20 protein-coding genes and 1 riboswitch are annotated in these 21,960 nt (G+C 63.0%); of the genes, 13 read left to right on the forward strand and 7 right to left on the reverse strand.

All coding sequences use genetic code 11. The features are described 5' to 3' along the window. Positions 1-549 precede the first annotated feature (549 nt). From AWB68_RS26175 to AWB68_RS26185, 3 genes are all read left to right on the forward strand, one after another. Complete coding sequence (locus tag AWB68_RS26175) at positions 550-2,007, forward strand: alkaline phosphatase family protein (protein WP_087647276.1); 1,458 nt, start codon at positions 550-552, stop codon at positions 2,005-2,007. A gap of 240 nt (positions 2,008-2,247) precedes the next feature. Then, entirely contained in the window at positions 2,248-2,973 is a 726-nt protein-coding gene (locus tag AWB68_RS26180; protein WP_087647250.1) for a response regulator transcription factor, read from the forward strand. 329 nt (positions 2,974-3,302) lie between these two features. After that, positions 3,303-4,691 carry an FAD-binding oxidoreductase gene (locus AWB68_RS26185; protein WP_087647251.1) on the forward strand — a complete coding sequence of 463 codons (1,389 nt, stop codon included), beginning with the start codon at positions 3,303-3,305 and terminating at the stop codon, positions 4,689-4,691. A 768-nt stretch (positions 4,692-5,459) separates the two neighbouring features. On the opposite strand, the gene AWB68_RS26190 is transcribed toward AWB68_RS26185, so the two are convergent. Then, positions 5,460-6,254 carry a hypothetical protein gene (locus tag AWB68_RS26190; protein WP_087647252.1) on the reverse strand — a complete coding sequence of 265 codons (795 nt, stop codon included), beginning with the start codon at positions 6,252-6,254 and terminating at the stop codon, positions 5,460-5,462. A 15-nt stretch (positions 6,255-6,269) separates the two neighbouring features. Then, a complete protein-coding gene (locus tag AWB68_RS26195; RefSeq protein WP_087647253.1) occupies positions 6,270-6,626 on the reverse strand; it encodes a host attachment protein in 357 nt (118 codons plus the stop codon). Between the two features lie 242 nt (positions 6,627-6,868). On the opposite strand from AWB68_RS26195, the gene AWB68_RS26200 reads away from it, so the two are divergent. The 9 genes from AWB68_RS26200 (at position 6,869) to dhaK (ending at position 15,237) form a co-directional block, all read left to right on the forward strand. After that, positions 6,869-7,888 (forward strand): LacI family DNA-binding transcriptional regulator, encoded by a 1,020-nt coding sequence (locus AWB68_RS26200; RefSeq protein ID WP_200828796.1) that lies wholly within the window; start codon positions 6,869-6,871, stop codon positions 7,886-7,888. A 123-nt stretch (positions 7,889-8,011) separates the two neighbouring features. Continuing rightward, on the forward strand, positions 8,012-9,343 hold the full coding sequence (locus AWB68_RS26205) for an ABC transporter substrate-binding protein (protein ID WP_125483041.1): 1,332 nt from the start codon (positions 8,012-8,014) through the stop codon (positions 9,341-9,343). 56 nt (positions 9,344-9,399) lie between these two features. Further along, positions 9,400-10,356: a carbohydrate ABC transporter permease gene (locus AWB68_RS26210; RefSeq protein ID WP_087647255.1), complete on the forward strand. Its 957-nt coding sequence runs from the start codon at positions 9,400-9,402 to the stop codon at positions 10,354-10,356. Continuing rightward, the gene (locus tag AWB68_RS26215) at positions 10,353-11,306 is read left to right on the forward strand and encodes a carbohydrate ABC transporter permease (RefSeq protein WP_087647256.1); all 954 of its coding nucleotides are present in this window, start codon (positions 10,353-10,355) and stop codon (positions 11,304-11,306) included. Before AWB68_RS26210 ends, AWB68_RS26215 begins: the two co-directional genes overlap by 4 nt. After that, positions 11,303-11,497, forward strand: a complete 195-nt coding sequence (locus tag AWB68_RS26220) for a hypothetical protein (protein ID WP_087647257.1) — start codon at positions 11,303-11,305, stop codon at positions 11,495-11,497. The genes AWB68_RS26215 and AWB68_RS26220 overlap by 4 nt, the downstream gene beginning before the upstream one ends. A gap of 3 nt (positions 11,498-11,500) precedes the next feature. Beyond that, the gene (locus AWB68_RS26225; protein WP_087647258.1) at positions 11,501-12,577 is read left to right on the forward strand and encodes an ABC transporter ATP-binding protein; all 1,077 of its coding nucleotides are present in this window, start codon (positions 11,501-11,503) and stop codon (positions 12,575-12,577) included. Further along, on the forward strand, positions 12,570-13,589 hold the full coding sequence (locus AWB68_RS26230; protein ID WP_087647278.1) for an ABC transporter ATP-binding protein: 1,020 nt from the start codon (positions 12,570-12,572) through the stop codon (positions 13,587-13,589). Before AWB68_RS26225 ends, AWB68_RS26230 begins: the two co-directional genes overlap by 8 nt. Next, complete coding sequence (gene dhaL / locus AWB68_RS26235) at positions 13,586-14,215, forward strand: dihydroxyacetone kinase subunit DhaL (protein ID WP_087647259.1); 630 nt, start codon at positions 13,586-13,588, stop codon at positions 14,213-14,215. The genes AWB68_RS26230 and dhaL overlap by 4 nt, the downstream gene beginning before the upstream one ends. Before the next feature lie 32 nt (positions 14,216-14,247). Then, positions 14,248-15,237 carry a dihydroxyacetone kinase subunit DhaK gene (dhaK, locus tag AWB68_RS26240; RefSeq protein WP_087647260.1) on the forward strand — a complete coding sequence of 330 codons (990 nt, stop codon included), beginning with the start codon at positions 14,248-14,250 and terminating at the stop codon, positions 15,235-15,237. A 61-nt stretch (positions 15,238-15,298) separates the two neighbouring features. Here dhaK and AWB68_RS26245 read toward each other — a convergent pair whose 3' ends face one another. The 4 genes from AWB68_RS26245 to AWB68_RS26260 all read right to left on the reverse strand — a co-directional run bounded on the left by AWB68_RS26245 (position 15,299) and on the right by AWB68_RS26260 (position 19,842). Then, positions 15,299-15,667 carry a hypothetical protein gene (locus AWB68_RS26245; RefSeq protein ID WP_235028507.1) on the reverse strand — a complete coding sequence of 123 codons (369 nt, stop codon included), beginning with the start codon at positions 15,665-15,667 and terminating at the stop codon, positions 15,299-15,301. A 5-nt stretch (positions 15,668-15,672) separates the two neighbouring features. Beyond that, complete coding sequence (locus AWB68_RS26250; protein WP_087647261.1) at positions 15,673-16,578, reverse strand: hypothetical protein; 906 nt, start codon at positions 16,576-16,578, stop codon at positions 15,673-15,675. Positions 16,579-16,842: 264 nt separating this feature from the next. After that, entirely contained in the window at positions 16,843-17,529 is a 687-nt protein-coding gene (locus AWB68_RS26255; RefSeq protein ID WP_087647262.1) for a Fe2+-dependent dioxygenase, read from the reverse strand. A gap of 90 nt (positions 17,530-17,619) precedes the next feature. After that, on the reverse strand, positions 17,620-19,842 hold the full coding sequence (locus AWB68_RS26260) for a TonB-dependent receptor (RefSeq protein ID WP_087647263.1): 2,223 nt from the start codon (positions 19,840-19,842) through the stop codon (positions 17,620-17,622). A 278-nt stretch (positions 19,843-20,120) separates the two neighbouring features. Beyond that, positions 20,121-20,301, forward strand: a riboswitch (yybP-ykoY riboswitch). 8 nt (positions 20,302-20,309) lie between these two features. Here AWB68_RS26260 and mntP point away from each other — a divergent pair. Beyond that, entirely contained in the window at positions 20,310-20,879 is a 570-nt protein-coding gene (gene mntP, locus AWB68_RS26265; protein WP_087647264.1) for a manganese efflux pump MntP, read from the forward strand. 47 nt (positions 20,880-20,926) lie between these two features. Here mntP and AWB68_RS26270 read toward each other — a convergent pair whose 3' ends face one another. Further along, on the reverse strand, positions 20,927-21,859 hold the full coding sequence (locus AWB68_RS26270) for a hypothetical protein (RefSeq protein WP_087647280.1): 933 nt from the start codon (positions 21,857-21,859) through the stop codon (positions 20,927-20,929). Positions 21,860-21,960: the final 101 nt, after the last annotated feature.

Raw genomic sequence — 21,960 nt, forward strand, 5'->3', positions numbered from 1 at the left:
TGTTGGCATGTAGAAAAGGCGCGCACGTCGCACCGCGACAGGGAGTGGAACAGCAGTCATACATCCGTCCTGGCACTTCGTGCCCGACGACAGGCTTGCCAAGCGGTGGTGAATTGAAGCGGTAGAAGCGAAAACGTAGCGAGTGGGTGGGCTTCGGTTTCGCCTGACGGGTGAGCGCGTAGCGCGAGGCTGGATGAATGACTGCTGGTCCACTCTGTATTGCGGTGCGATGCCCGTACCTCTTCTACATGCCAACAACGATGAAACCCCGCTAAGGACACTCCCCCGGTTGGACCACTCCGAGGGAGCGGTCTGGAGGCGCATGGCAAGGATTGGCGTTGTGAAGCTGCTTTCTTTGCTTACTTTCTTTGCAGCAGCAAAGAAAGTGAGTCCCGCCCCGGACAGGGGCAGAGCAAATAAACCAAAACCAAAACAAGTTCCACAGGAGCGCAGAAACATCAAACGGTGTAAACCACCCCCCACCCCAAGCGCCAGCGGTTAAAGAAGGAGATAGATGTGACCGATCATTCATCGAATCAGCCGGACCTCATGCGTCGTCAAATCCTTGCCGCGCTGGCAAGCTCGGTCGCGCTATCCGCGTGCGGCGGCGGAGGCGGCGGCGATTCAGGCTCCGGCGGCACGACCGGAAGCACCACGCCGCCTACCGTCGGCACGATCCCGCCCGACCGCGCGGGACTGCCTCGCCCCGCATTGCCCGATCCGGCGACATCGGGCATCGATCACATCGTGCTCGTGACGATGGAGAACCGCTCGTTCGACCACCTGCTCGGCTGGGTGCCGAACGCGGAAGGCCTGCCCGCGAATCGCACGTTTGCCGATGCCTTCGGCCAGACGGAAATCCCGTTCGCGCTCGCGGCGAACCCGAGCTTTGGTTTCCAGTCCTGCAACTTCGCGGACCCGAACCACTCCTACCAGGCCGGCCGCGTGCATCTGGCGAACGGCGCGATGAACGGCTTCCTGCTCACGACGGGCACGAGCCTCGCGCGCGGCGACGTCCTTCCGATCGGCTTCTTTCGCCAGCAGGATATGGATTTCTACAACGGCGCGGTGAGCCAGTACACGGTCTGCGATTACTACATGAGCGGCATCCTCTCGGATACCTTTCCCAACCGCCTCTATCTTCATAGCGGCGAAACAGACCGCCTGAGCGACACGCTCGATACGTCGTCGTTGCCGACGATATGGGACCGGCTGGACGCGAAGAACGTGTCGTCGTCGTACTACTTTCACGACGTGCCGTTCACGTCGCTCTACGGCACGCGTTACGTGGGCCGCTCGAAACTCTTCTCGAACTTTCTTTCCGATGCCGCCGCCGGCTCGCTGCCGTCGTTCTGCATGGTCGATCCGCGCTTTGGCGGCGAAGCACTCGGGACCTCGAACGACGACCATCCCTACGCGGATATCCGCAACGGACAGGTGCTGCTCGGCCAGATCTACGATGCGCTGCGCACGAGCCCGACCTGGAGCCGCACGCTGATGATCATCGTCTACGACGAATGGGGCGGCTTCATGGAGCATGTCGCGCCGCCCGTGAAAGGGGTGTCGGCGGCGGAGCAGGCGCTTGGCAACGACGGGCGCCTGGGTTTTCGCGTGCCGTGCATGCTGCTCGGCCCACGCGTGCGACAGAACTTCGTATCACGCTATCCATTCGATCCGTCATCGATCCATCAACTGATCGCATGGCGCTTCGGTCTCGATCCGCTCGGCGTGCGCGCAACCGATCCATCGACGTTCAACATGGCGTATGCGCTCGACCTGCAGGATGCCGCGCGCACGGATGCGCCGGCCATCGCCGTGACCCAAGGCACGTTCGGCTCGACGTGTCCGATGGTATCGACCGGATCGATTGCGAGCGGCATCGGGGCGCTCGATCACAGGCAGCCTGCGTCGCCCTCGGACGGCTCCATGGCCACGAGCGATACGGGCGGACGCTTTGCCGACCTGCACGCGAAGGCGGTTGCGCTCGGGTTCCCGGTGTCACCTTGATCGTCGATCAAGCACGCGGCGCGTATCGAACGCGCCGTTGATTGCAAATATCGAAACGTCGACGAGGCGCGTTGCCGGCGTCGCGCAACTGCGCAGTAGCGGTTTACAAAGCGGTATCCACCACCTACCATTTCGTCACTCTGCGCGCGTTCCTCGTGCGCACGCCAAAACTCGGGTTGTCCGTTGAGTCCGGCAGTACCGGTTCGCAGCACGCGAGCCACTGACAAGGAGCACGGAACCATGACCATCGTTCACGCCGTCGGACAAACCACGTCCGACGACTTGCCACGACAAATCGCGAACCTCGGCATCAGCGGCGACACGTCGCCAATCGCGCCGATCGTATTCGTCGTGGATGACGACGCCGCCGTGCGCCGCGCACTGGCACGACTGATCGGCTCGGCGGGCTATTGCGTGCAGGCCTGCGCCTCTGCGGGCGAATTCCTCTCATGCGTGCATTCGAGCGAACGGGCCGCGTGCCTCGTCCTCGACATGCGACTCCCGGATTTCAGCGGCCTCGAACTACAGCGCCGACTGAACAGCGCGGGCGCGGCGCTGCCCATCATCTTCATCACCGGTCACGGCGATATTCCAATGACCGTCGCCGCGATGAAGGCAGGCGCGATGGACTTTCTCGAAAAGCCGGTGAGCGACCAGGACCTGTTGCGTGCGATCGAAAACGCGCTCGCGTGCTCGCAGGAAGCGCTTGCAGAACACGCCGAGACCGAGGCGATCCGGCTTCGGCTCACGCGTCTCACGCCGCGCGAACTCGAAGTGCTCGCGCTCGTCGTGAAGGGACGTCTCAACAAGCAGATCGCGTGTGAACTCGGCACCGTGGAGAAGACCATCAAGGTTCATCGCGCGCGCGTGATGGACAAGATGGGCGCGCACTCGCTCGCCGAACTCGTGCGGCTCTCCGACAAGGCGGCCCTGTTGCCGCTCATCGCTTCCAAAGCAAAAGACTGAGGGATGTCACGCAGTGCCTCCTTCATCGATGTCGAATGAAACACTTAATTCGATATCCTTATCTGATGAATACCGAATGTCCGATCGATGCTATATGTGAAGCGCCAACATACTTGACGAAGTCTTTACATTCGCGTGCGGTGAGCCTTTAATGGTTCAGGGCAAACGATTGCCCCTCTTCTGCCCGCACATCGCCTGGTCGCTTCGACCGACACTGCTTCAATCCGAACAGCCTTGACGCGGGACAGGTGACTCGCACCGGCAGGCGTGCGCACGTCTCGGCATGCTTGATATCGCGCAATTGAATGAAGTACGCATTGAGGTAAGCCATGGTCAGTCTGACAAGCGAAGTGATCGACACGCTGAAATCGAAAGTGAGGGGCTCGGTGCTGACGCCAGCCGATGCGGGATACGACGAGGCACGCACTGTCTGGAACGCGACCATCGACCGCCGCCCGGCGATGATCGTGCGCTGCGCGGGCACGGCCGATGTCATTGCCACCGTGGGATTCGCGCGCGACAACGGCCTCGTGCTCTCGATACGCGGCGGCGCGCACAACATCGCCGGCAGCGCCGTTTGCGACGATGGCGTGATGCTCGACATGTCGGCGATGAAGTCCGTGCGGGTCGATCCCGAAGCGAAGCGCGCGTACGTCGAACCGGGCGCGACGCTCGGCGACTTCGACAGCGAGGCGCAGGCCTTTGGGCTCGCCACGCCGCTCGGCATCAACTCGACGACGGGTGTGGCGGGACTCACGCTCGGCGGCGGCTTCGGCTGGATCAGCCGCAAGTTCGGCGTGACCGTCGACAACCTCGTCGCGGCGGAAATCGTGACAGCCGATGGCAAATGGAACCGCGTGAGCGCCGAGCAGAACCCCGATCTCTTCTGGGCGATTCGCGGTGGCGGTGGAAACTTTGGCGCGGTCACGCTGTTCGAGTACAACCTGCATCCGGTGGGGCCGCAGATCTATGGCGGGCTCGTCGTGTATCCGCTCGAACAGGCGAAGGACGTGCTGCCGAAGTATCGCGATTTCGTCGCGGCCATGCCCGACGACCTGACCGTGTGGGCCGTGATGCGGCTCGCGCCGCCGTTGCCGTTCCTGCCGCCGGAAGTGCACGGCAAGCCGGTCATCGTGCTGGCGTCCTGCTATCTCGGGCCGCTCGAGAGCGGGGCCCAGGCGGTCGAGGGGTTGCGTCACTTCGGCACGCCCGCTGGCGAGCATCTTGGCGCGATGCCTTTCACTGCGTGGCAAACGGGCTTTGATCCGTTGATGACGCCAGGCGCGCGCAACTACTGGAAGTCGCACAACTTTACGGGCATGAGCGACGAAGTCCTCGACATACTGACGAAAGCCACGAGCAATCTTCCATCGCCGCACTGCGAGACGTTCATCGGTGCGATGGGCGGGCAGACGAATCGCGTGCCGGTGGACGCGACCGCCTACGCGAATCGAGACTCGCTCTACACCGTGAACATACACGGACGCTGGACCGAAGCCGCCGACGATGCGAAGTGCATCGGCTGGGCGCGTGAGTGTTTCAACGCGCTCACACCGCATGCGATTGGTAGCGTCTACGTGAACTTCCTCACCGGTGACGAAGGCGATCGCGTGAAGGCGGCGTATGGGCCGAACTATGAACGGCTGGCGTCGGTGAAGAGCCGCTACGATCCGCAGAATCTGTTTTGTACCAACCAGAACATCAAGCCTTCGGAGTGAGGGTAGGTTGTCGCTGGCGCTTGGGGGTGAGGGGGTTTACGCCGTTTGATGCGCTCAGGCTTCTATGGAACTTGTATTGTTTTTGGTTTATTAGCTCTGCCCCTGTCCGGGGCGGGACTCACTTTCTTTGCTGCTGCAAAGAAAGTAAGCAAAGAAAGCAGCTTTCCACCGCGAATGCTTGCCATGCCCCGCTAGTCCGTTCCCTCGGAGTGGTCCAACCGGGGGAGTGTCGTTAGCGGGGTTTCCCCGTTGTTGGCATGTAGAAAGGGCGCGCGCGTCACACCACTACAGGGAGTGGACCAGCAGTCATTCATCCGTCCTGGCACTTCGTGCCCGACGACAGGTCTGCTAGCGGTGGTGAATTGAAGCATGCAGCGCGAACGTAGGATGGTGATATAGCGAGGGGCTTCGGGTTTCGGTTTGCCTGACGGGTGAGCGCGTAGCGCGAAGCCGGATGTATGACTGCTGGTCCACTTCGTATAGCGGTGCGACGTGCGCGCCTCTTCTACATGCCAACAACGATAAAACCCCGCTAACGACACTCCCCCGGTTGGACCACTCTGAGGGAGCGGTCTGGAGGAGACTGGCAAGAATTGGCGTTGGAAAGCTGCTTTCTTTGCTTACTTTCTTTGCAGCAGCAAAGAAAGTGAGTCCCGCCCCGGACAGGGGCAGAGCAAATAAACCAAAGCCAAAACAAGTTCCATAGAAGCCCGAGCGCATCAAACGGTGTAAACAACAACCCCACCCCCGCCCCCACCCACCCAACCCTCAAGTCTTCTCGACATCCGGCTTCGCAACGGCAAAGCGACTCTGCACCGCGACGAGTTGGTCGTCCGTCGTCGCGACCAGCCACAGCCGCGCCCCCTCGACCATATGACGATTGTGGTCCTTCAATGGCCCCATCGCGGCGGCACTTTTCCAGACCAGCGGCGCGGCACGGCTCGTCCGGCCCGATGCGCCGCCCACCAGCAGCGCATAAGGCCCGAGCGGCAACGAGACGAACGGCAGCGGCGGATTCGCGCGCACACGCCAGTCGATGAACGGCGCGTCGCCGAAGAGAAGTGGCGCGGGCAACCCGTGCAGCACGGTGAAGTCGTAAAGCGCCAACTGCTCGCGCATGCCCGCGTAGAGGCGCCGAATATCAGCGACGACCTCGGCGCGGATTTCATCGTCGAACATCGGCTCCTGCGCATAGCGTTCCTGCGCGGCGTGCGCGTCGCGCTGATACGCGCTGAAGACGCCCAACTCCAGCGCGTCGTGCACTGCGCGCTGCACTTCCGCGGCCGAGCCCGCTTCTTCCGGTTTGCCGAGTTGCGCCGCCCGCAGAAAACGCGCGAGCCCGGCTTCCTGAATGACCGGGCCCGTCACACCGGGGTCGTCGTTGGCGTTCCTGTCGAGCGGCACGTAGATATACGGCTCGGCGGCGAAGCGCGATTTCTTGCCCTCGTCGAACTTCACCTCGCCGTCCGCGCAGTCGAGATAGCGCGTGCCGATCCGGCCGTGCTCCCAGACGTAGTTCTTGAGAAAAGGGCGCAGGGGATGCAGTGTCTCGCGCTCGGTCATCGGCGACTCCGTGGGTCAGGGACGCTCCAGATGTCGCTGGATGCCTCGTGAATCGAGCTTCGAGATGTCGTGGTTGACCTCCTCATAGACGAGCTTCCGGGTTTCGCCGCTCAGATGTTCGCGCAGCAGGCCAAGGAATCTGGGTTCGACAGCAAGACGCAAGCGATCGAAGCGATGCTGAAGCCGGCACTGTTCGAGATGGCTCGCCACCGTCCGCGCGAACTTCTCGCGATCTTTCTCGCTGAGTTCGGTCGAGCGCGGCGCGGGGTTCATCAAGTCTTCGATTTCCCGAAGATTGAGCGTGAGGCCATGCGTTTCGAAGATCCGGGCGCGGCAGCCGTCGGCGGCGAGAACCCAGGTAATTGTGGTCATGGTGCTCCTCCTGTTGCCCGATCGGTAGGCGCGGGCAACCGCCATTTTCCCCCAAATCCGTGCGTGAAGGCTCTCTATTGCCGGACATTATCTGTGATCCGAATTAAGTCGATACAGAGTACACGGTCGCGTCGCCAAAGCAATCAAATGATGGTTTTATCACGCTAAAAAAGCTTGCATTTTTCGCGGGAAAAACTACCTTGAGTAAACAAAAGAGCAGCAATCGGCGCGGAGGAGACACGATGCCGGCGACACGGATGATGATTGCGCGGCGAGCCGGCGTCAGCGTGGCGACGGTCGATCGTGTGCTGCGCGACGATCAGGCCGTGCGGCCCGAAACCGCCGAGCGCGTACACGTGGCGCTCGCCAGTCTGCGCGACGACCGCGCGAGCCGCGGCCGTCCCGCGAAGCCGAGCACGTTTCGCGTCGCCTTCGTTCTTCCGCAGGTCAATTCCCGCTTTCTCGATCACGTCGAGCGCGATATTGCGTTGTCGGCCAGTTTCTTTCGCGAGCACCGCATCACGCCGTCGTTCTATCGATGCGACTTTGCGAGCCAGCGCGAGACGGCAGCGTTCACCGAAGAGGCGCTCGACTACGACGCGCTCGTGCTCGCGCCGCTCGATTACCCGTGGGTCGAACGGCTCATCGAGGGCCTGGCCGAAGCCGACGTGCCCGTTGTCACGGTGTTCTCCGACCTGCCCGGCAGCAGCCGCGCCGCCTATGTCGGCGTCGACAACCGCATCGCCGGGCGCACGGCCGGCCTCTTGATGGGCCGCTTCCTTGGCAGCCGCATCGGTACGGTCGCGGTGGTCTCGGGATCGTCGCGGCTTCACGACCAACTCGAGCGGCGCACCGGCTTTTCGCAAGTGCTTGAAGAAGATTTTCGCAACCTGCGCTGGATCGCCGAGCCGGACTTCGCCGAAGACAGCGACGGCGCCGGTCTCGCGATGCAGGGTCTGCTCGCACGTCACGAAGACCTCGCGGGCGTGTACGCGACGGGCGGCGGCATCCCGGGCATTGCGGCGGCGCTGCATGAATCCGGCGACAAGGCGCGCATCGTCGTGATCGGTCATGGCCTGTCGCCGGAAACGCGCTCGCAACTGGCCGAGCGCGCGATCGATGTGATCCTCGATCAGGACGTGCGCGGCATCGTCCACTGGGCCGGTCTTGCGGCCGTCAATTTTCTGAACGACGTGCGTGGCGCGCTCGCGATCCCGACGCCGGAAACCCGAATCTATCTTCGTGAGAATGCGCATGCCTAACGATCGCGAAAAGGTTCGCAGCACGCGGACCGGCGGCTAACACCGCGAGAGCCGAAGCACGGCGCCCGGCGCATGGGCGTCGACCGTCATCAGGATGGAGACCGCAGGCAAAGGAGAAGACACATGTTACGGCTTACACCACGAAGGATGGCCGCGGCGCTGGCGTTGTCGCTGGGGCTATGCATGGCAACGGGCGCACAGGCGCAGGCCAAGCAGTTGACGCTGTGCTGGGCGGCCTGGGACCCGGCCAACGCGCTCGTCGAATTGTCGAAGGATTTCACGGCCAAGACCGGCATACAGATGAAGTTCGAATTCGTGCCGTGGACGAGCTATGCCGACCGCTTCATCAATGAACTCAATTCGCACGGCAAGCTGTGCGACCTGATCATCGGCGACAGTCAATGGATCGGCGGCGCGGCGGTCAACGGGCACTACGTCAAGCTCAACGACTTCTTCGCCAAGAACAAGATATCGATGGACGATTTCATGCCGGCGACCGTCGTCGGCTACGCGGAGTGGCCGAAGAACACGCCGAACTACTGGGCCTTGCCCGCGATGGCGGATGCGGTCGGCTGGACCTATCGCAAGGACTGGTTCGCGCGGCCCGAATTGCGCGCCGAGTTCAAGCAGAAATACAAGCGCGAACTCGAACCGCCGCAAACCTGGGACGAGCTCAAGCAGACCGCCGAGTTCTTCCAGGGACGCAAGATCGACGGCAAGACGGTGTACGGTGCCTATATCTTCACCGAGCGCGGCTCGGAAGGCATCACGATGGGCGTGACCAACGCGCTCTACAACTTCGGCTTCGAGTATGAGAATCCGAAGAAGCCGTATCAACTGGATGGCTTCGTCAACTCGCCGGGGTCGGTCAAGGGGCTGGAGTTCTACAAGTCGCTCTACAAGTGCTGCACGGCGCCGGGCATGACCAACGCCTACATGCAGGAAGGGCTCGATGCGTTCAAGTCCGGCCAGGTCGCGATGCAGATGAACTGGTTCGCCTTCTTTCCCGGTCTCTACAAGGACCCGAACGTAGGCGGCGACAAGATCGGCTTCTTCGTCAATCCGCGCGAGACGAAGCAGTTCACGCAACTGGGCGGGCAGGGCATCTCGGTGGTGTCGTACTCGGATCACAAGGCCGATGCGCTCGAATACATCAAGTGGTTCGCGCAACCGGATGTCCAGAAGAAATGGTGGCAGGTTGGCGGCTATTCGGCGGCGAAGTCGGTCGTGCAGGACCCGAGCTTTCCGGGCAGTGCACCGTTCGCGCCGGCGTTCCTGAAGTCGATGGAAATCGTCAAGGACTTCTGGGCCGAGCCGACCTATGCCGAACTCCTGCTCGACATGCAGAAGCGCGTGCATGACTACGTCGTCGCGGACAAGGGGACGGCCAAGGAAGCGCTCGACCTCTTGGTGAAGGACTGGAACAAGGTGTTCAAGGCGGCGGGCAAGAACTGATGTCGTGGCTGCGCGGCGGCTCTCACCGGCCGCCGCCATGTGACGAGGAGACGGGCATGCAGGCAGACAGGCCATTCGTATCGCAGGAGGTCAAGCCGGGGCAGGCGAGGCGCGCGGCCGGCAAGTTGCGTGGACTGTCGGACCGCGCGATCGCGTGGCTCTTCATTCTTCCCACGATCGTGTTGCTCCTCGCGATCAACATCTTTCCGCTGATCTGGGCGCTGCGGCTTTCGTTCACGAATTTCAAGTCGAACATGCCGAGCGTGGCGGCGCACTTCGTCGGCATCGACAACTACGTCGACATCCTCACCGACGAGGACATCTGGTACGCGATGCAGGTCACCGCGCGCTTCGTGTTCTGGTCGGTGGGGCTCGAAGTGCTGCTGGGTTTCGGGCTCGCGCTCCTGATCAACCGGCAGTTTCGCGGCCACAGCTTCTGGACCACGCTGATCCTGCTGCCGATGATGCTTTCGCCTGCGGTCGTCGGCAACTTCTGGACCTTCCTGCTGCAGCCGCAGACCGGTCTCTTCAACGACATCGTGAGCTTTCTCACGGGCATCGCGCCTGGCTCGTTCCAGATGATCGGCGACGTGGCGCTCGCACCGTGGACCATCGTGATGGTCGATTGCTGGATGTGGACGCCGTACGTGATGCTGATCTGCCTGGCCGGACTGCGTTCGATTCCCGACTACATCTACGAGGCGGCGGAAGTGGACCGCGCGAGTCCGTGGCGGCAGTTCTGGTCGATCACGCTGCCGATGACGCTGCCGTTCCTGATGCTCGCCATCCTCTTTCGCGGCATCGAGAACTTCAAGATGTTCGACATGGTGAACCTGCTCACCTCGGGCGGACCCGGCTCGGTGACGGAGACGGTATCGATCACGCTCAAGCGCGCCGCGTTCGAAAAGTGGCAGACGGGTTATTCATCGGCGCTAGCGATCATCCTGTTCGTCACCGTGTTCGGCGCGGCGAACATCTATATCAAGGCCCTCAACCGGATCAAACAGCGATGAGACCGTCTGGCACTGCACATTCCGTCGTGGCCGCGTCGGCGGGCGGCAAGCGGTTCGCTGCGATCGTCGTGATCGCGTATGCGCTCGTGACGACGCTGCCGATCGCGTGGATCTTCATGACGAGCTTCAAGTCGCAGGAGGATGCGATTGCGTATCCGCCGGTCGTCTTGTTTCATCCGACGCTCGAAGGCTATGTCAATCTCTTCACGATCCGCTCGCGGCAGACGCCCGAGTTCATCGCGAGCCTGCCGCCTGCCACGACGTGGTACGAGCGCGATGTGAGGAAGCGCAGCATGGTGATCGCGGGGCCGTCGAAGGTATTGCCGCGCTTCATGAACTCGCTCGTGATCGGATTCGGCTCGACGTTTCTCGCGGTGTTTCTCGGCACGCTCGCGGCGTATGCGTTTTCGCGCTTCAAGGTGCCGCTCGCCGACGACCTGCTGTTCTTCATCCTCGCGACACGGATGATGCCGCCAATCGCCGTGGCGATCCCGATCTACCTGATGTATCGCGCGCTGGGCCTGAGCGACAGCTATGTCGGCATGATCGTGCTCTATACGGCGGTCAACGTATCGCTTGCGGTATGGCTGCTCAAGGGCTTCATGGACGAGATACCGCGCGAGTACGAAGAAGCCGCGCTCGTCGACGGCTATACGCGGCTGCATGCGTTCGTCAAAGTGGTGCTGCCGCAGGCGATCACCGGCATCGCGGCGACCGCGATCTTCTGCCTGATCTTCGCGTGGAATGAATACGCGTTCGCGTCGCTGCTGACGAGCGGCGACGCGCAGACGATGCCGCCGTTCATTCCGTTCATCATCGGCGAAGGCGGACAGGACTGGCCGGCGGTCGCCGCCGCGACGACGCTCTTCGTGCTGCCGATCCTCTTCTTCACCGTCGTGCTTCGCAAGCAACTCCTGCGCGGCATCACTTTCGGAGCGGTGCGCAAATGAAAAGCGAATCGACCTTGCGACACATGCATCTGCTGCGACGCGGCCCCGGCGAAGCGATCTCCACGGTCATGATCGGCGCGGGCATCGCCATGCTCGTGCAGCCGTTTTCGCTCACACTCTTCACGTGGTCGTTTCCGGTGATACTCGCAGGCGCGCTCGCGTTTCTCGTCACCAGCCATTTCCCGGACTGACTCATGTCGACGATCGTGCTCGTGAACCTGCACAAGCGCTTCGGCGATTTCACCGCCGTGCGCGGCACCGACCTGACCGTCGGCGCGGGGCGTTTCGTCGTGCTGCTCGGGCCGTCGGGCTGCGGCAAGACCACCACGCTCAGGATGATCGCGGGCCTCGAACTGCCGACCTCCGGCCAGATCCTGATCGACGGCGAGGACGTCACCGCGCTGCGTGCGCGTCAGCGCGACATCGCGTTCGTGTTCCAGATGTTCGCGCTGTATCCGCACATGACGGTGCGCAACAACATCGCGTTTCCGCTGAAGAACGAGGGCGTGCCGCGCGGCGAGATCGCATCGCGCGTGGATGCCGCGGCACGCATGCTGCGCATCGAGCAACTGCTCGATCGCAAGACGGGCGGCCTGTCCGGTGGCGACCGGCAGCGCGTGGCCTTGGGCCGCGCGATCGTGCGCCAGCCGAAGGCGTTCCTGATGGACGAACCGCTCGGCACGCTCGATGCCGATTTCCGCGAACTGATGTGCCTCGAACTGCGCAAGCTTCACAACGCGCTCTCGGCGACGACCGTCTACGTGACGCACGACCAGAGCGAAGCGATGGCGATGGCCGACGACCTCGTCGTGATGAATCAGGGCGAGGTGCTGCAATCCGGGCCGCCGCATGAGATCTATCACTTTCCGGCGACGGTGTTCGTCGGCAACTTCATCGGCAGCCCGCCGATGAACTTCCTGCCAGCCGACTCGGCCGTGCGTGCAGGCGATGAAACGGTACGTCTGCATGACGCGCCGATCCCCGTGCCGCGTTGCGACGCGGCGGCCGAACGCGTGCTGCTCGGCATCCGTCCGGAGCACGTTGTGATCGACGACGAAGGTCCGCTGCGCGGCAAGGTGATCGCCGACGAATACCTCGGCTCGCATCAGGTGCTCATCATCGAGACCGCGGCGGGCATCGTCAGGGCGCGCACGAGCAAGGATGCGCGGCTCGCGGCCGGTTCGCCGGTCGGCTTGTCGTTCCGCACGGACCGCACGCTGCTCTATGACGCCGCAAGCGGACGGCTGCTTCCGGGAGCCGCTCATGGCTGAGATCGAGTTGCGCAACGTGTCGAAGCGCTTCGGTGCGATCGTTGCCGTCGACGATCTCTCGCTCGACGTGAAGGATGGCGAGTTCGTGGTCATCCTGGGCCCGAGCGGTGCGGGCAAGACGACGACGCTGCGCCTGATCGCCGGCCTCGAAGGTCCCGATGCCGGCGAGGTGCTGATCGATGGCGAGATCGCGACGCACGTACATCCTTCCGAGCGCGACGTCGCGTTCATCTTCCAGCAGTACTCGCTGTATCCGCACCTGAGCGTATTCGACAATCTCGCGTTCCCCTTGCGCTCGCCGCGCCGGCGCAGCAGCGAAAGCGAAGTGCGCGCGCGCGTGCAGGCGGTCGCCGCGATGCTGCACATGGAAACGAAGCTCGGCAACATGGCGACGCACCTCTCGGGCGGCGAGATGCAGCGCGTCGCGATTGGCCGCGCCCTGGTGCGCGAGCCACGCGTGTTCCTGATGGACGAGCCGCTTTCATCGCTCGACGCGAAGCTGCGCGAGGAGTTGCGCATCGAACTGAAGCGACTGCACCGGACGATCGGCGCGAGCATCGTCTATGTCACGCACGATCAGGTGGAAGCGACCACGCTCGCGGATCGCATCGGCATTCTCGAACACGGGCGCCTCGTGCAGATCGGCACGCCGCGCGAAGTCTATGGCGACCCCGACTGTATCTCCGCGGCACGGCGGCTTGGCTCGCCGCCGATCAACCTGTTGCCGCGCGCGTTCTTCGACACGGCCGCTGTCCCCGCCGATACGTCGATCGTCGCGATCCGGCCGGAGGACGTCGTGCTCGAAGCGGCTGGCCGCCCGAGCGCGCTCAACCTGAAGGTCCTTGAATACTCGCCGCTGCGCCATCTGCTGATCCTCGACCGCGACGGCACCGCCGTGGTCGCGACCACGTCGATCGAGCGGAACTTCAGTCCGGGGCAGTCGGTCGGCGTCTCGCTGCCCGCGCGCAGCCTCTTATATTTCCGCGCCGACGGAAGGAGGATTCGGACATGAACGGAAAGACGGTGATGGCGTGCATCGACGCCGCGCACGCAACGCTCGTGGCGAACACGGACGAGATCGCGCTGCTCGACCAGCAGATCGGCGACGGCGACCACATCTTCAACCTGCTGCGCGGCATGGAAGCGCTGACCGCGACGCGCGCGCAGATCGAAGGCGTCGCGTTGGGGCCTGCGCTCGACGTGGCGGCGATGAAGATACTGTCGACAGTCGGAGGATCGTCGGGGCCGTTGTTCTTCTCGCTTCTCAACGGCATGGCGAAGGCATCGGCGCACAATGCGATGGATGTCGCGGGATTCGCAAGCATCTTCGCGGCGGGCGTCGATGCAGTTGGACAGCGCGGCAAGACGGGCATCGGCAGCAAGACGATGATGGATGTGCTGATCCCGGTCGCGCGCCGCTTCGAGGAAATGGCGAGCGCGGGCGCGACCGCCGCGGAGGTGCTCGACACGTTGCCGCGAGTCGCCGAGGAATCCATGCTCGCCACGCGCGACATGCTTGCCACCAAGGGCCGCGCATCGTTTCTCGGCGAACGCTCGCGAGGCCATATCGACCCCGGTGCGCGTTCCAGCCAGTTGATGATCGCGGCGGTTTGCGGGTGGCTCGTTCAGTCGAATTGAAGCAGGTTCAGTCAATACAAGGAGTGGAGACCATGAAGAAGTTCATCAACCACGTCGACGACTTTCTCGCGGAAGGCCTGGCCGGATTCGCCGCCGCGCACGCCGACCTGGTCCTGCTCAACGACGAGCCGGTGTTCGTGCGGCGCCGCGATCTGAAGCCGGGCAAGGTCGCCCTGATCTCGGGCGGCGGCTCGGGGCACGAGCCTTTGCATAGCGGATTCGTCGGTTACGGCATGCTCGATGCGGCGTGTCCCGGCCAGATCTTCACGTCGCCGACGCCCGATCAGATGATGGCCGCCGCGAAGGCCGTCGACACGGGCGCGGGCGTCCTCTTCATCGTGAAGAACTATTCGGGCGACGTGATGAACTTCGAGATGGCCTCGGAGATGTGCGAAGTCGAGAACGCGATGGTGCTGATCAACGACGACGTCGCCGTCGAGAACTCGAGCTATACCACCGGGCGGCGCGGTGTCGCGGGGACGGTGATTGTCGAGAAGCTGGTCGGCAGCATGGCGGAGAGCGGCGCGAGTCTCGAACAGTGCAAGACCTTCGGCGATCGCATCAACAAGCGCACGGCGTCGATGGGCGTTGCGTTCACGAGTTGCACGGTGCCGGCGGCGGGCACGCGCACGTTCAAGATCGGCGACGACGAGATTGAAGTGGGCGTGGGTATACACGGCGAGCCGGGAAGGCGCCGTGCGCCGATGGCATCCGCCGATGCGATCGCGGGGGAACTACTGACGGCGATCGTCGACGATCTCAAGCCGCAGGCGGGTGCGCAACTGCTGGTGCTCGTCAACGGATTGGGCGGTACGCCGCTTGGGGAACTCTATCTGCTGTTCAATTCGACACGGCTCTGGCTTCATCAACGCGATCTGCATATCGCGCGGGCGCAGGTCGGGTCGCTGACGACATCGCTGGAAATGGCGGGGGCGTCGATCACGCTCTGCGTGCTCGACGAGGAGATGACCTCGCATTGGGATAGTCCGGTGCATACGCCGGGGCTGCGGTGGGGGATGTAGCCGAAGGTGCGAGACGGGTACGAGGCACGGGCGCCGTGGTCCGCGCGGCGCCACGTGATGCTCAACCGGCCGCCGACTCGATGCGCAGCGAATCGAACTCGATGGCGAGTTCAGCGCCGAGGCTGGCGTACATGAACGCCAGATTCGCACCTTTGCGCTTCGAAAGCCGCTCGCCCTTGTTCAAGGCTGCACTCACGTCGTCGTAGTTCTTCCCGGTCGCCTCGACGATTCGGATGCTGTATACGATGTTCAATAACCCAAGACCTTCAAGGCTAAAACACGTCACGCCTTCGAACGTCACGGATGCGCGCTTGTCTTCGAGATACAGGCCAAGCGTCAACTCGCGAGGTTCTGCATTTGGCCCGATGCTCACGCGGTCCAGGTACCAGTCGTGAAAATGATTCCATTTCGTGAGTTTTGCTTCTGTCATTTCTTTTACCAAGGAAGAAGGGAGACGGGCGCACCTTCGTCGCGGTCGTAACCGTCCCAATTGTGCGCGTGTGGATTAGCGTTTCCGTGATGGGCTTCGAAGTCAATATCTGTCAGTGGAGTTCCGTTCAGGCCGTACTGACGCAACTGCTGCATCGTTCCTGGCATACTCGAAGCCCACGATCCGGGCGCGCCATGAAATGGCATGCCAGCTACCTGCTCCGGCTCGCCGACCGGCAGCACTTCGTTGTATTCGATTGCTTGCGCATCACCCAATGGGGTTGAAGCGCCGCCGCCCGCAAGTTCGTCTTCTCCCCAATGTGAAAGATCAGCCAAACCGTATTTGCTGATCCATCCGGCCCGAGCAAATACGGGCAGCATCCCCAGAGGATCAACCAGAACCGCCGCGTGCATGAACTTCTGGTTGATGCTGTCGTTCATCGCCTCGATTTCGGCCCACGGCGTCTCATTCGCCTGCAACTCCTCAATCTGCGCCAGATACCGTTCCTGCACGCTCGCGTAGCGTGGTGGATCGTAGTTCTCGACGCCCCAAAAGGACGCCGCGGCCTTCAGCGGCGGCCGCGCACCGCCGCCGCTGAATACCGGCTTCTCCGGAATCACGACGACGCTGCCGCCGCGCACCATGTCCATGAGCGTCTTTACCACGTCGAGGTCAGTGCCTTCCTTCGCGAGCCGCTCGTGCCAGTGGAAATTCTCGCCGAGAAAGACCCGCGCGCGCTGGACCAGCGCTCCATCCTTGGCCCACACATCGGCGTAGGCCGACGCCATGAATTTCTTGCCCGCTTCGACCGCATCCTTCCGCTTTTCTTCCGGGTCGAACGTCATGTATCGCTCGTCGCCGCGATACAGCATGTAGCGGTACCACGCGTCGGTTTTCAGTTCCTTTGCCATTCACCCTTCGTCCAGCAAACAATGATTTGATGGACGCCCGCCTTTGTCGAGGCGCTGGTTCGTGGCAAGCGATTCGGTACGCGCCCAGAACAGGCTTCCATCTGTCGGGGCCGAACTATACCGGATTACATTGGGATACTAAGTAAATTAAACGAATTGATTCAATTGAAGGCGCCGCGGATGGAGCGCAGGTTCAACTCCATCCCGACCCGAACCCACATCGATCCCAAGCGCCGCAAAGGATTCAAACGCAAATCCAAACCCCTACGTATCGCTCCAGATCCGCAGCAGGTTGTGATAACACCCGACGAGGCTTCGGCGCGCGGCATCGTCCGCGTTCTCCGCATTGAGACGCTGAATCGCCGTATCCATATCGAACAGCAACGTGCGGCGCGTGTCGTCGCGCACGAGGCTCTGCACCCAGAAGAAGCTCGACACCCGCGCACCGCGCGTGACCGGGCGCACCTGATGCAGGCTCGTCGCCGGATAAACCACCGCATGCCCCGCGGGCAGCTTCACTTCCTGCACGCCATACGTATCTTCGATCACGAGTTCACCGCCGTCATACTCCTCGGGCGGTGAGAGAAACAGCGTGATCGACACATCCGTGCGAACGCGCGCGCCGTGGCCCGGAATGATACGGATCGCGCCGTCGACATGGCTGCCGAAATGCATGCCACCTTCATAGCGGTTGAAAAGCGGCGGATAGACGCGGTTCGGCAGCACCGCGCTGATGAACAACGGATGCCGCTCCAGCGCGCCGATAATGAAGTCGCCCATCTCGCGTGCGATCGGCGAGCCTTCCGCGATCTGCTGGTTGCGCTTGACGGGCGCGCCCTGATAGCCGGCCGTGGCGCGGCCGTCGACCCATGAGTCGGTGGCGGCTTCGAGCCGGGCGCGCATCGCGGCGGCGTCGTCGGGGGTGAGCACGCCGGGTATGGAAAGAATCATTGCGGGGTGTTTCCTGCGTTGCCGCGCGTCCCTCGAAGGAACGCGCGGGCTTCATGCGTCACGGCGCCTGTTGAGCCGTCAGGCGCGCGATCAGAAGAAGCGGTAGTTCAGCGTCGCGAGGAACGTCCGGCCCAGGCCAGGCACCGCGCGACCGCCATCGGACGGAATCAGCGCATCGTAATACTTCTTGTCCGTCAGGTTCAAGACGTTGAACTGGATGTCGTATTTTTTCTGGTGATACGCGGCCATCGCATCCCAGCGCGTGTAGCCGCCGACCGACACATAGTTCGTGTTCGCCGCATAACGCGACGACATGTACACCGGCCCGCCGCCGATCTCCCAGTGCGGCATGACCGCGTAGGTCGTCCACAGCGTGATCGTGTTGCGCGGCGTGTTCGCGAGGGTGTGGCCCGTGGTGCCGTCGAGCGCCTTCAGCACCGTGCCGTCCATGTACGTATAGCCGCCGAACACCTGCCACTTGTTCGTGATGTGGCCCGCCATGCCGAGCTGGTAGCCGCGCACGCGTACGTCGCCGTCGAGCGTGTACTGGCCGGTCGAGGTCTGCGTGCGGGCGTTGTTCTTCTCGATGTTGAAGAGCGACTGCGTGATCGACAGGCCGCCGTCGAGCAAGTCCCACTTCGCGCCGACTTCATACGAGCGGTTCGTTTCGGGCGGGATGTTTTGCTGCGTGTTGGTGAGCGTCAGCGCTTCGAGCGATGGGTTGAACGACGTGCCATACGAAACGTAGTACGACTGCGTCTGGGTCGGCTGGAAGATGATGCCGCCGCGCACGCTCGTATAGAAGTTGGTTTGCGTCGCGTACGAGGGCACGTTGATCGAGTTGTGGATCGACGCCTCGTAGCGGTCCCAGCGCACGCCACCAACGAGCTTCCAGTAGTCGCCGAGCGAGACCGTGTCGTTCGCATAGATGCCGATGCCGTTCGCGCTCGATTCCGCGAGGTTGGTTGCAACGGTTTTCGTGGTTGTCGGGCGCGGCGTGTACGGCGGATCGACGAGCGGCACGACCGCGATCGTGTTCGACGTGAGGCCCGTGCCGGTCGACGTGAAGCTCTGGTTGCTATACGTTTCGTGGCTCAGGTCGACGCCCGCAATCACGTCATGCTTGACGAAGCCGGTCGCGAACTTGGCTTCGAGATCGGTCGTGTTGTAGACCGAGTGATCGTTGATATTGCGGTCCTTGCCCTGCAGCTTCACGAACAGTTGCGACAGCGGCAGCGTCGTGTAGTTGCCGTTCGTGAGCGCCGTCGAGGTCGAAAGCGGTCCGGTCAGCACGGACGCCGCGTTGGTCGCGCGCGCTTCGGTGCTGTAGTGGCTGAACTGCGTTTCGTTGCGCAGCGTCAGGTTGTCGTTGACATGATGGACGATGCGCGCGGAGACCGTCTGCACGTCCTGGATCGTGCGGTCGTTGGTGAAGCCGTAGAAGGTCTTGGTGTCGACGGGCGCCGGATGGCCGTTGAGCGGCGGGATGCCGTAGTCGGGCTGGTCGCGGTTGTGCTGGATCAGCGCGGAGAGGGTGATCTCCGTCGGCGTGCCGATGCCGAACTTCAACTCCGGTGCGACGCCGTAGTCCTTGCTCTTCATCACGTCGCGCGTCGAGCCGAGGTCCTGGCCGAACGCGTTGATCCGGAACGCGGCGGTATTGCTGATCGGCTGGTCGAGGTCGACCGTCGTGCGATAGCGGTCGTGCGTGCCGGCCATCACGGAGACGTCGGCGCGCGGCTTGAGCGTCGGCTGCTTGCTGACCTGGTTGATGACGCCGCCCGTCGAGCCGCGTCCGAAATAGAGCGAGGACGGGCCGTACAGCACGTCGATCGAGTCGAGGTTGAAGGTGTCGCGATAGTACTGGCCGCGATCGCGGAAGCCGTCGAGATAGATGTCGGTGCGCGCCGTGAAGCCGCGCAGGTTGATGTTGTTGCCGATCTGGCCGCCTTCGGCCGCGCCGATCGTGATGCCGGGGACGTTGCGCAATGCATCGGAGAAAGACGTCGCGGCCTGCGATTGCATGACCGCCTTGGGCACCACCACGACCGCCTGCGGAATGTCGCGCAACGCGGCCGGCACCTTCGCGCCGACGCTCGACATTTCGGGCTGGAAATCGCCGCTCGAGTCGGCCTGGCCGGTCACGCGCACCGCCGGCAACGTCGCGCCCTCTACAGGCGCGGCGTTATCAGTGGCGGCGGCAGGTGCGGTTTGGGGCGTGGCTTGCGGTGCGGTCTGAGCGTACAGCGGCGCTGCGATGGGCGCTGCGATGATCGTCATCAAAGCCGCGGCAAGCGGCGTCTTCCTCAACATGTGAATCCCCGATACTGTAAGTTTTACTGGCAACCGAGACGACGTTCGGTGCCAACGAGTCACGGTGCAGCGATGTCGACTGCAACCCGGACCGCCCGGAATTGAAAGGCAGCGCCGTCTAGCCGGACACTACGACGGAAGCTGAACGCTGGGTAATGAGAATCAATATCATTACACGAGTTACAAATGATTTCAATACGCCCTCACGAGTCCATGTGTCGTAAGTCCATAGGAAGTGGACTGTATTTTTACGTATTGCTTTCAGTCGTGTTAATCTCGCGGCTGTCCTTGGGGAGTAGCCGGCTTCCGAGCATCGGAAGCGCTCATGTCAACACGCTTGGTCGATCGACCGTGGCATGAGCCGCCCGCAGTAGTTTTGTCAGGTTGGCAAGACCATCGACATGTCAGCGCGACCGGCCGGGCGCGCGGGCATGTCGCATGTTCATGCCCGGCCCGAACGCTCCCTCATGAATATCGCCTCGACTCTCCTGCTCGCCGTCGCCATGTCGACGGATGCCTTCGCCGCCGCCGTCGGAAAGGGCGCGACGCTTCATCGCCCGCACTTGCGCGAGGCGCTCCGGACGGGCCTCATCTTCGGTGTGATCGAAGCGGCTACGCCGCTCATCGGCTGGGCGCTCGGCCGTGCGGCCGCGCCCTACGTCGCCTCGTGGGATCACTGGATTGCATTCGGTCTGCTGGCGTTGCTCGGCTTGCGGATGATCCGCTCGGGATTCAGCACGCCTCTGCCGGAAGCGCAAAAGCCCGATCGACACTCGCTGTGGCTGCTCGCGCTGACGGGATTCGCGACCAGCATCGATGCGATGGCGGTCGGTGCCGGGCTGGCCTTCATCGACGTGAACATTCTCTCGACCGCCGCGACCATCGGACTGGCGACGATGGTGATGGTGACGCTCGGCGTGATGGTCGGGCGCTTTCTGGGGGCGGTCGCGGGTCAGCGGGCGGAGATCGTCGGCGGTGTGATCCTGGTCGCGATCGGCTCGCTGATTCTCGCCGAGCACCTTGGGTATATGCGCTGAGCGCCGGGCGAGTCCTTGCGTGCGGTTTGAAGAACCGGTGCCCGCGCTCAACTACGCCCGAGACGCTTCACCGCGAGTCGCACGCGCCCGACCAGATGCGCTTGACCGACTCTGCGCCAGAAGCGATGCGCGTCGAAGTCGACGAAACGCGATTCCCTTTCGAGCAGTTTCTTGCCCGACGGCAGATGCACGAACGAGCAGCTCCGGAACCAGCGCAGGTCGCGATGCGTGTTGCCCGCCCAATGCCGTCCGATCGCCTGATACGCGCCCGTCTCGACGATGTCCTGCCCTTCGTCCGCGAGCGTGTTGAGCGCGGCTGAGATGAAGGTCTCGTCGCCGTTGTGCCATAGCCGGTCGATCATGCGCACGTAGGTCGGATAGAACTCACGCGCACGCGGCACGAGGCGGCGCAGGAACGCGGGCGTCGCGAGCAGGAACTCGCCGCCATACCAGCGCGGATTCAACAGATGCCGTCCCGCGACGAGCTCCAGCGCTTCGATCACGCGCGCCGGACCGTACGGAGCGAACACCTGATCGGAGATGTCGAATGCGCCGACGCCTGCCTCGGCGCAGCGCTCCAGCATGTCGTGATCCAGCGGGCGGATCGCCATGACGTCGGTGTCGAGCAGAAGCAGCAGCGTGTCCGGTGGCAGCAGGCCCGAAACCTGGTCCAGCAGGTCCAGCTTGAAATGTGCCGCGTAGAACGCCGTCTGTCTCGGGACGGTGAGCGTCGTCTGCAATTCGTGAATGACGGGGCGGCTCGGCTCTGGAATGCTTGCAAGCAACGAGCGGATCGTATCGGGGCGATTAGTGAAGATGTTCAGGAGCGGCATGCCCGCGCGCAGCAGGCTCCGGTTCAGGCCGACGGCCTGCCGCAAGTAGGACAACGGGTCCTTGTGCCTCAGGTTCGGGCTTGCGGGCGCCTCGTCGTCGAGGAACACCAGCGTGCAGGGAAAGAGATCGACTTGCTTGCTTTCCACGACCACCTCGGCTTGATGAGTCCTGTGTGGGATCGGTTCATTTGGGCTTGTCTCCTGTCGGCCAGAGTTGGCGCTTTAGCGCTTACTCTGGCCCCATGCAC

This window comes from Caballeronia choica (genome assembly GCF_001544535.1).
GTDB classification, from domain to species: Bacteria; Pseudomonadota; Gammaproteobacteria; order Burkholderiales; family Burkholderiaceae; genus Caballeronia; species Caballeronia choica.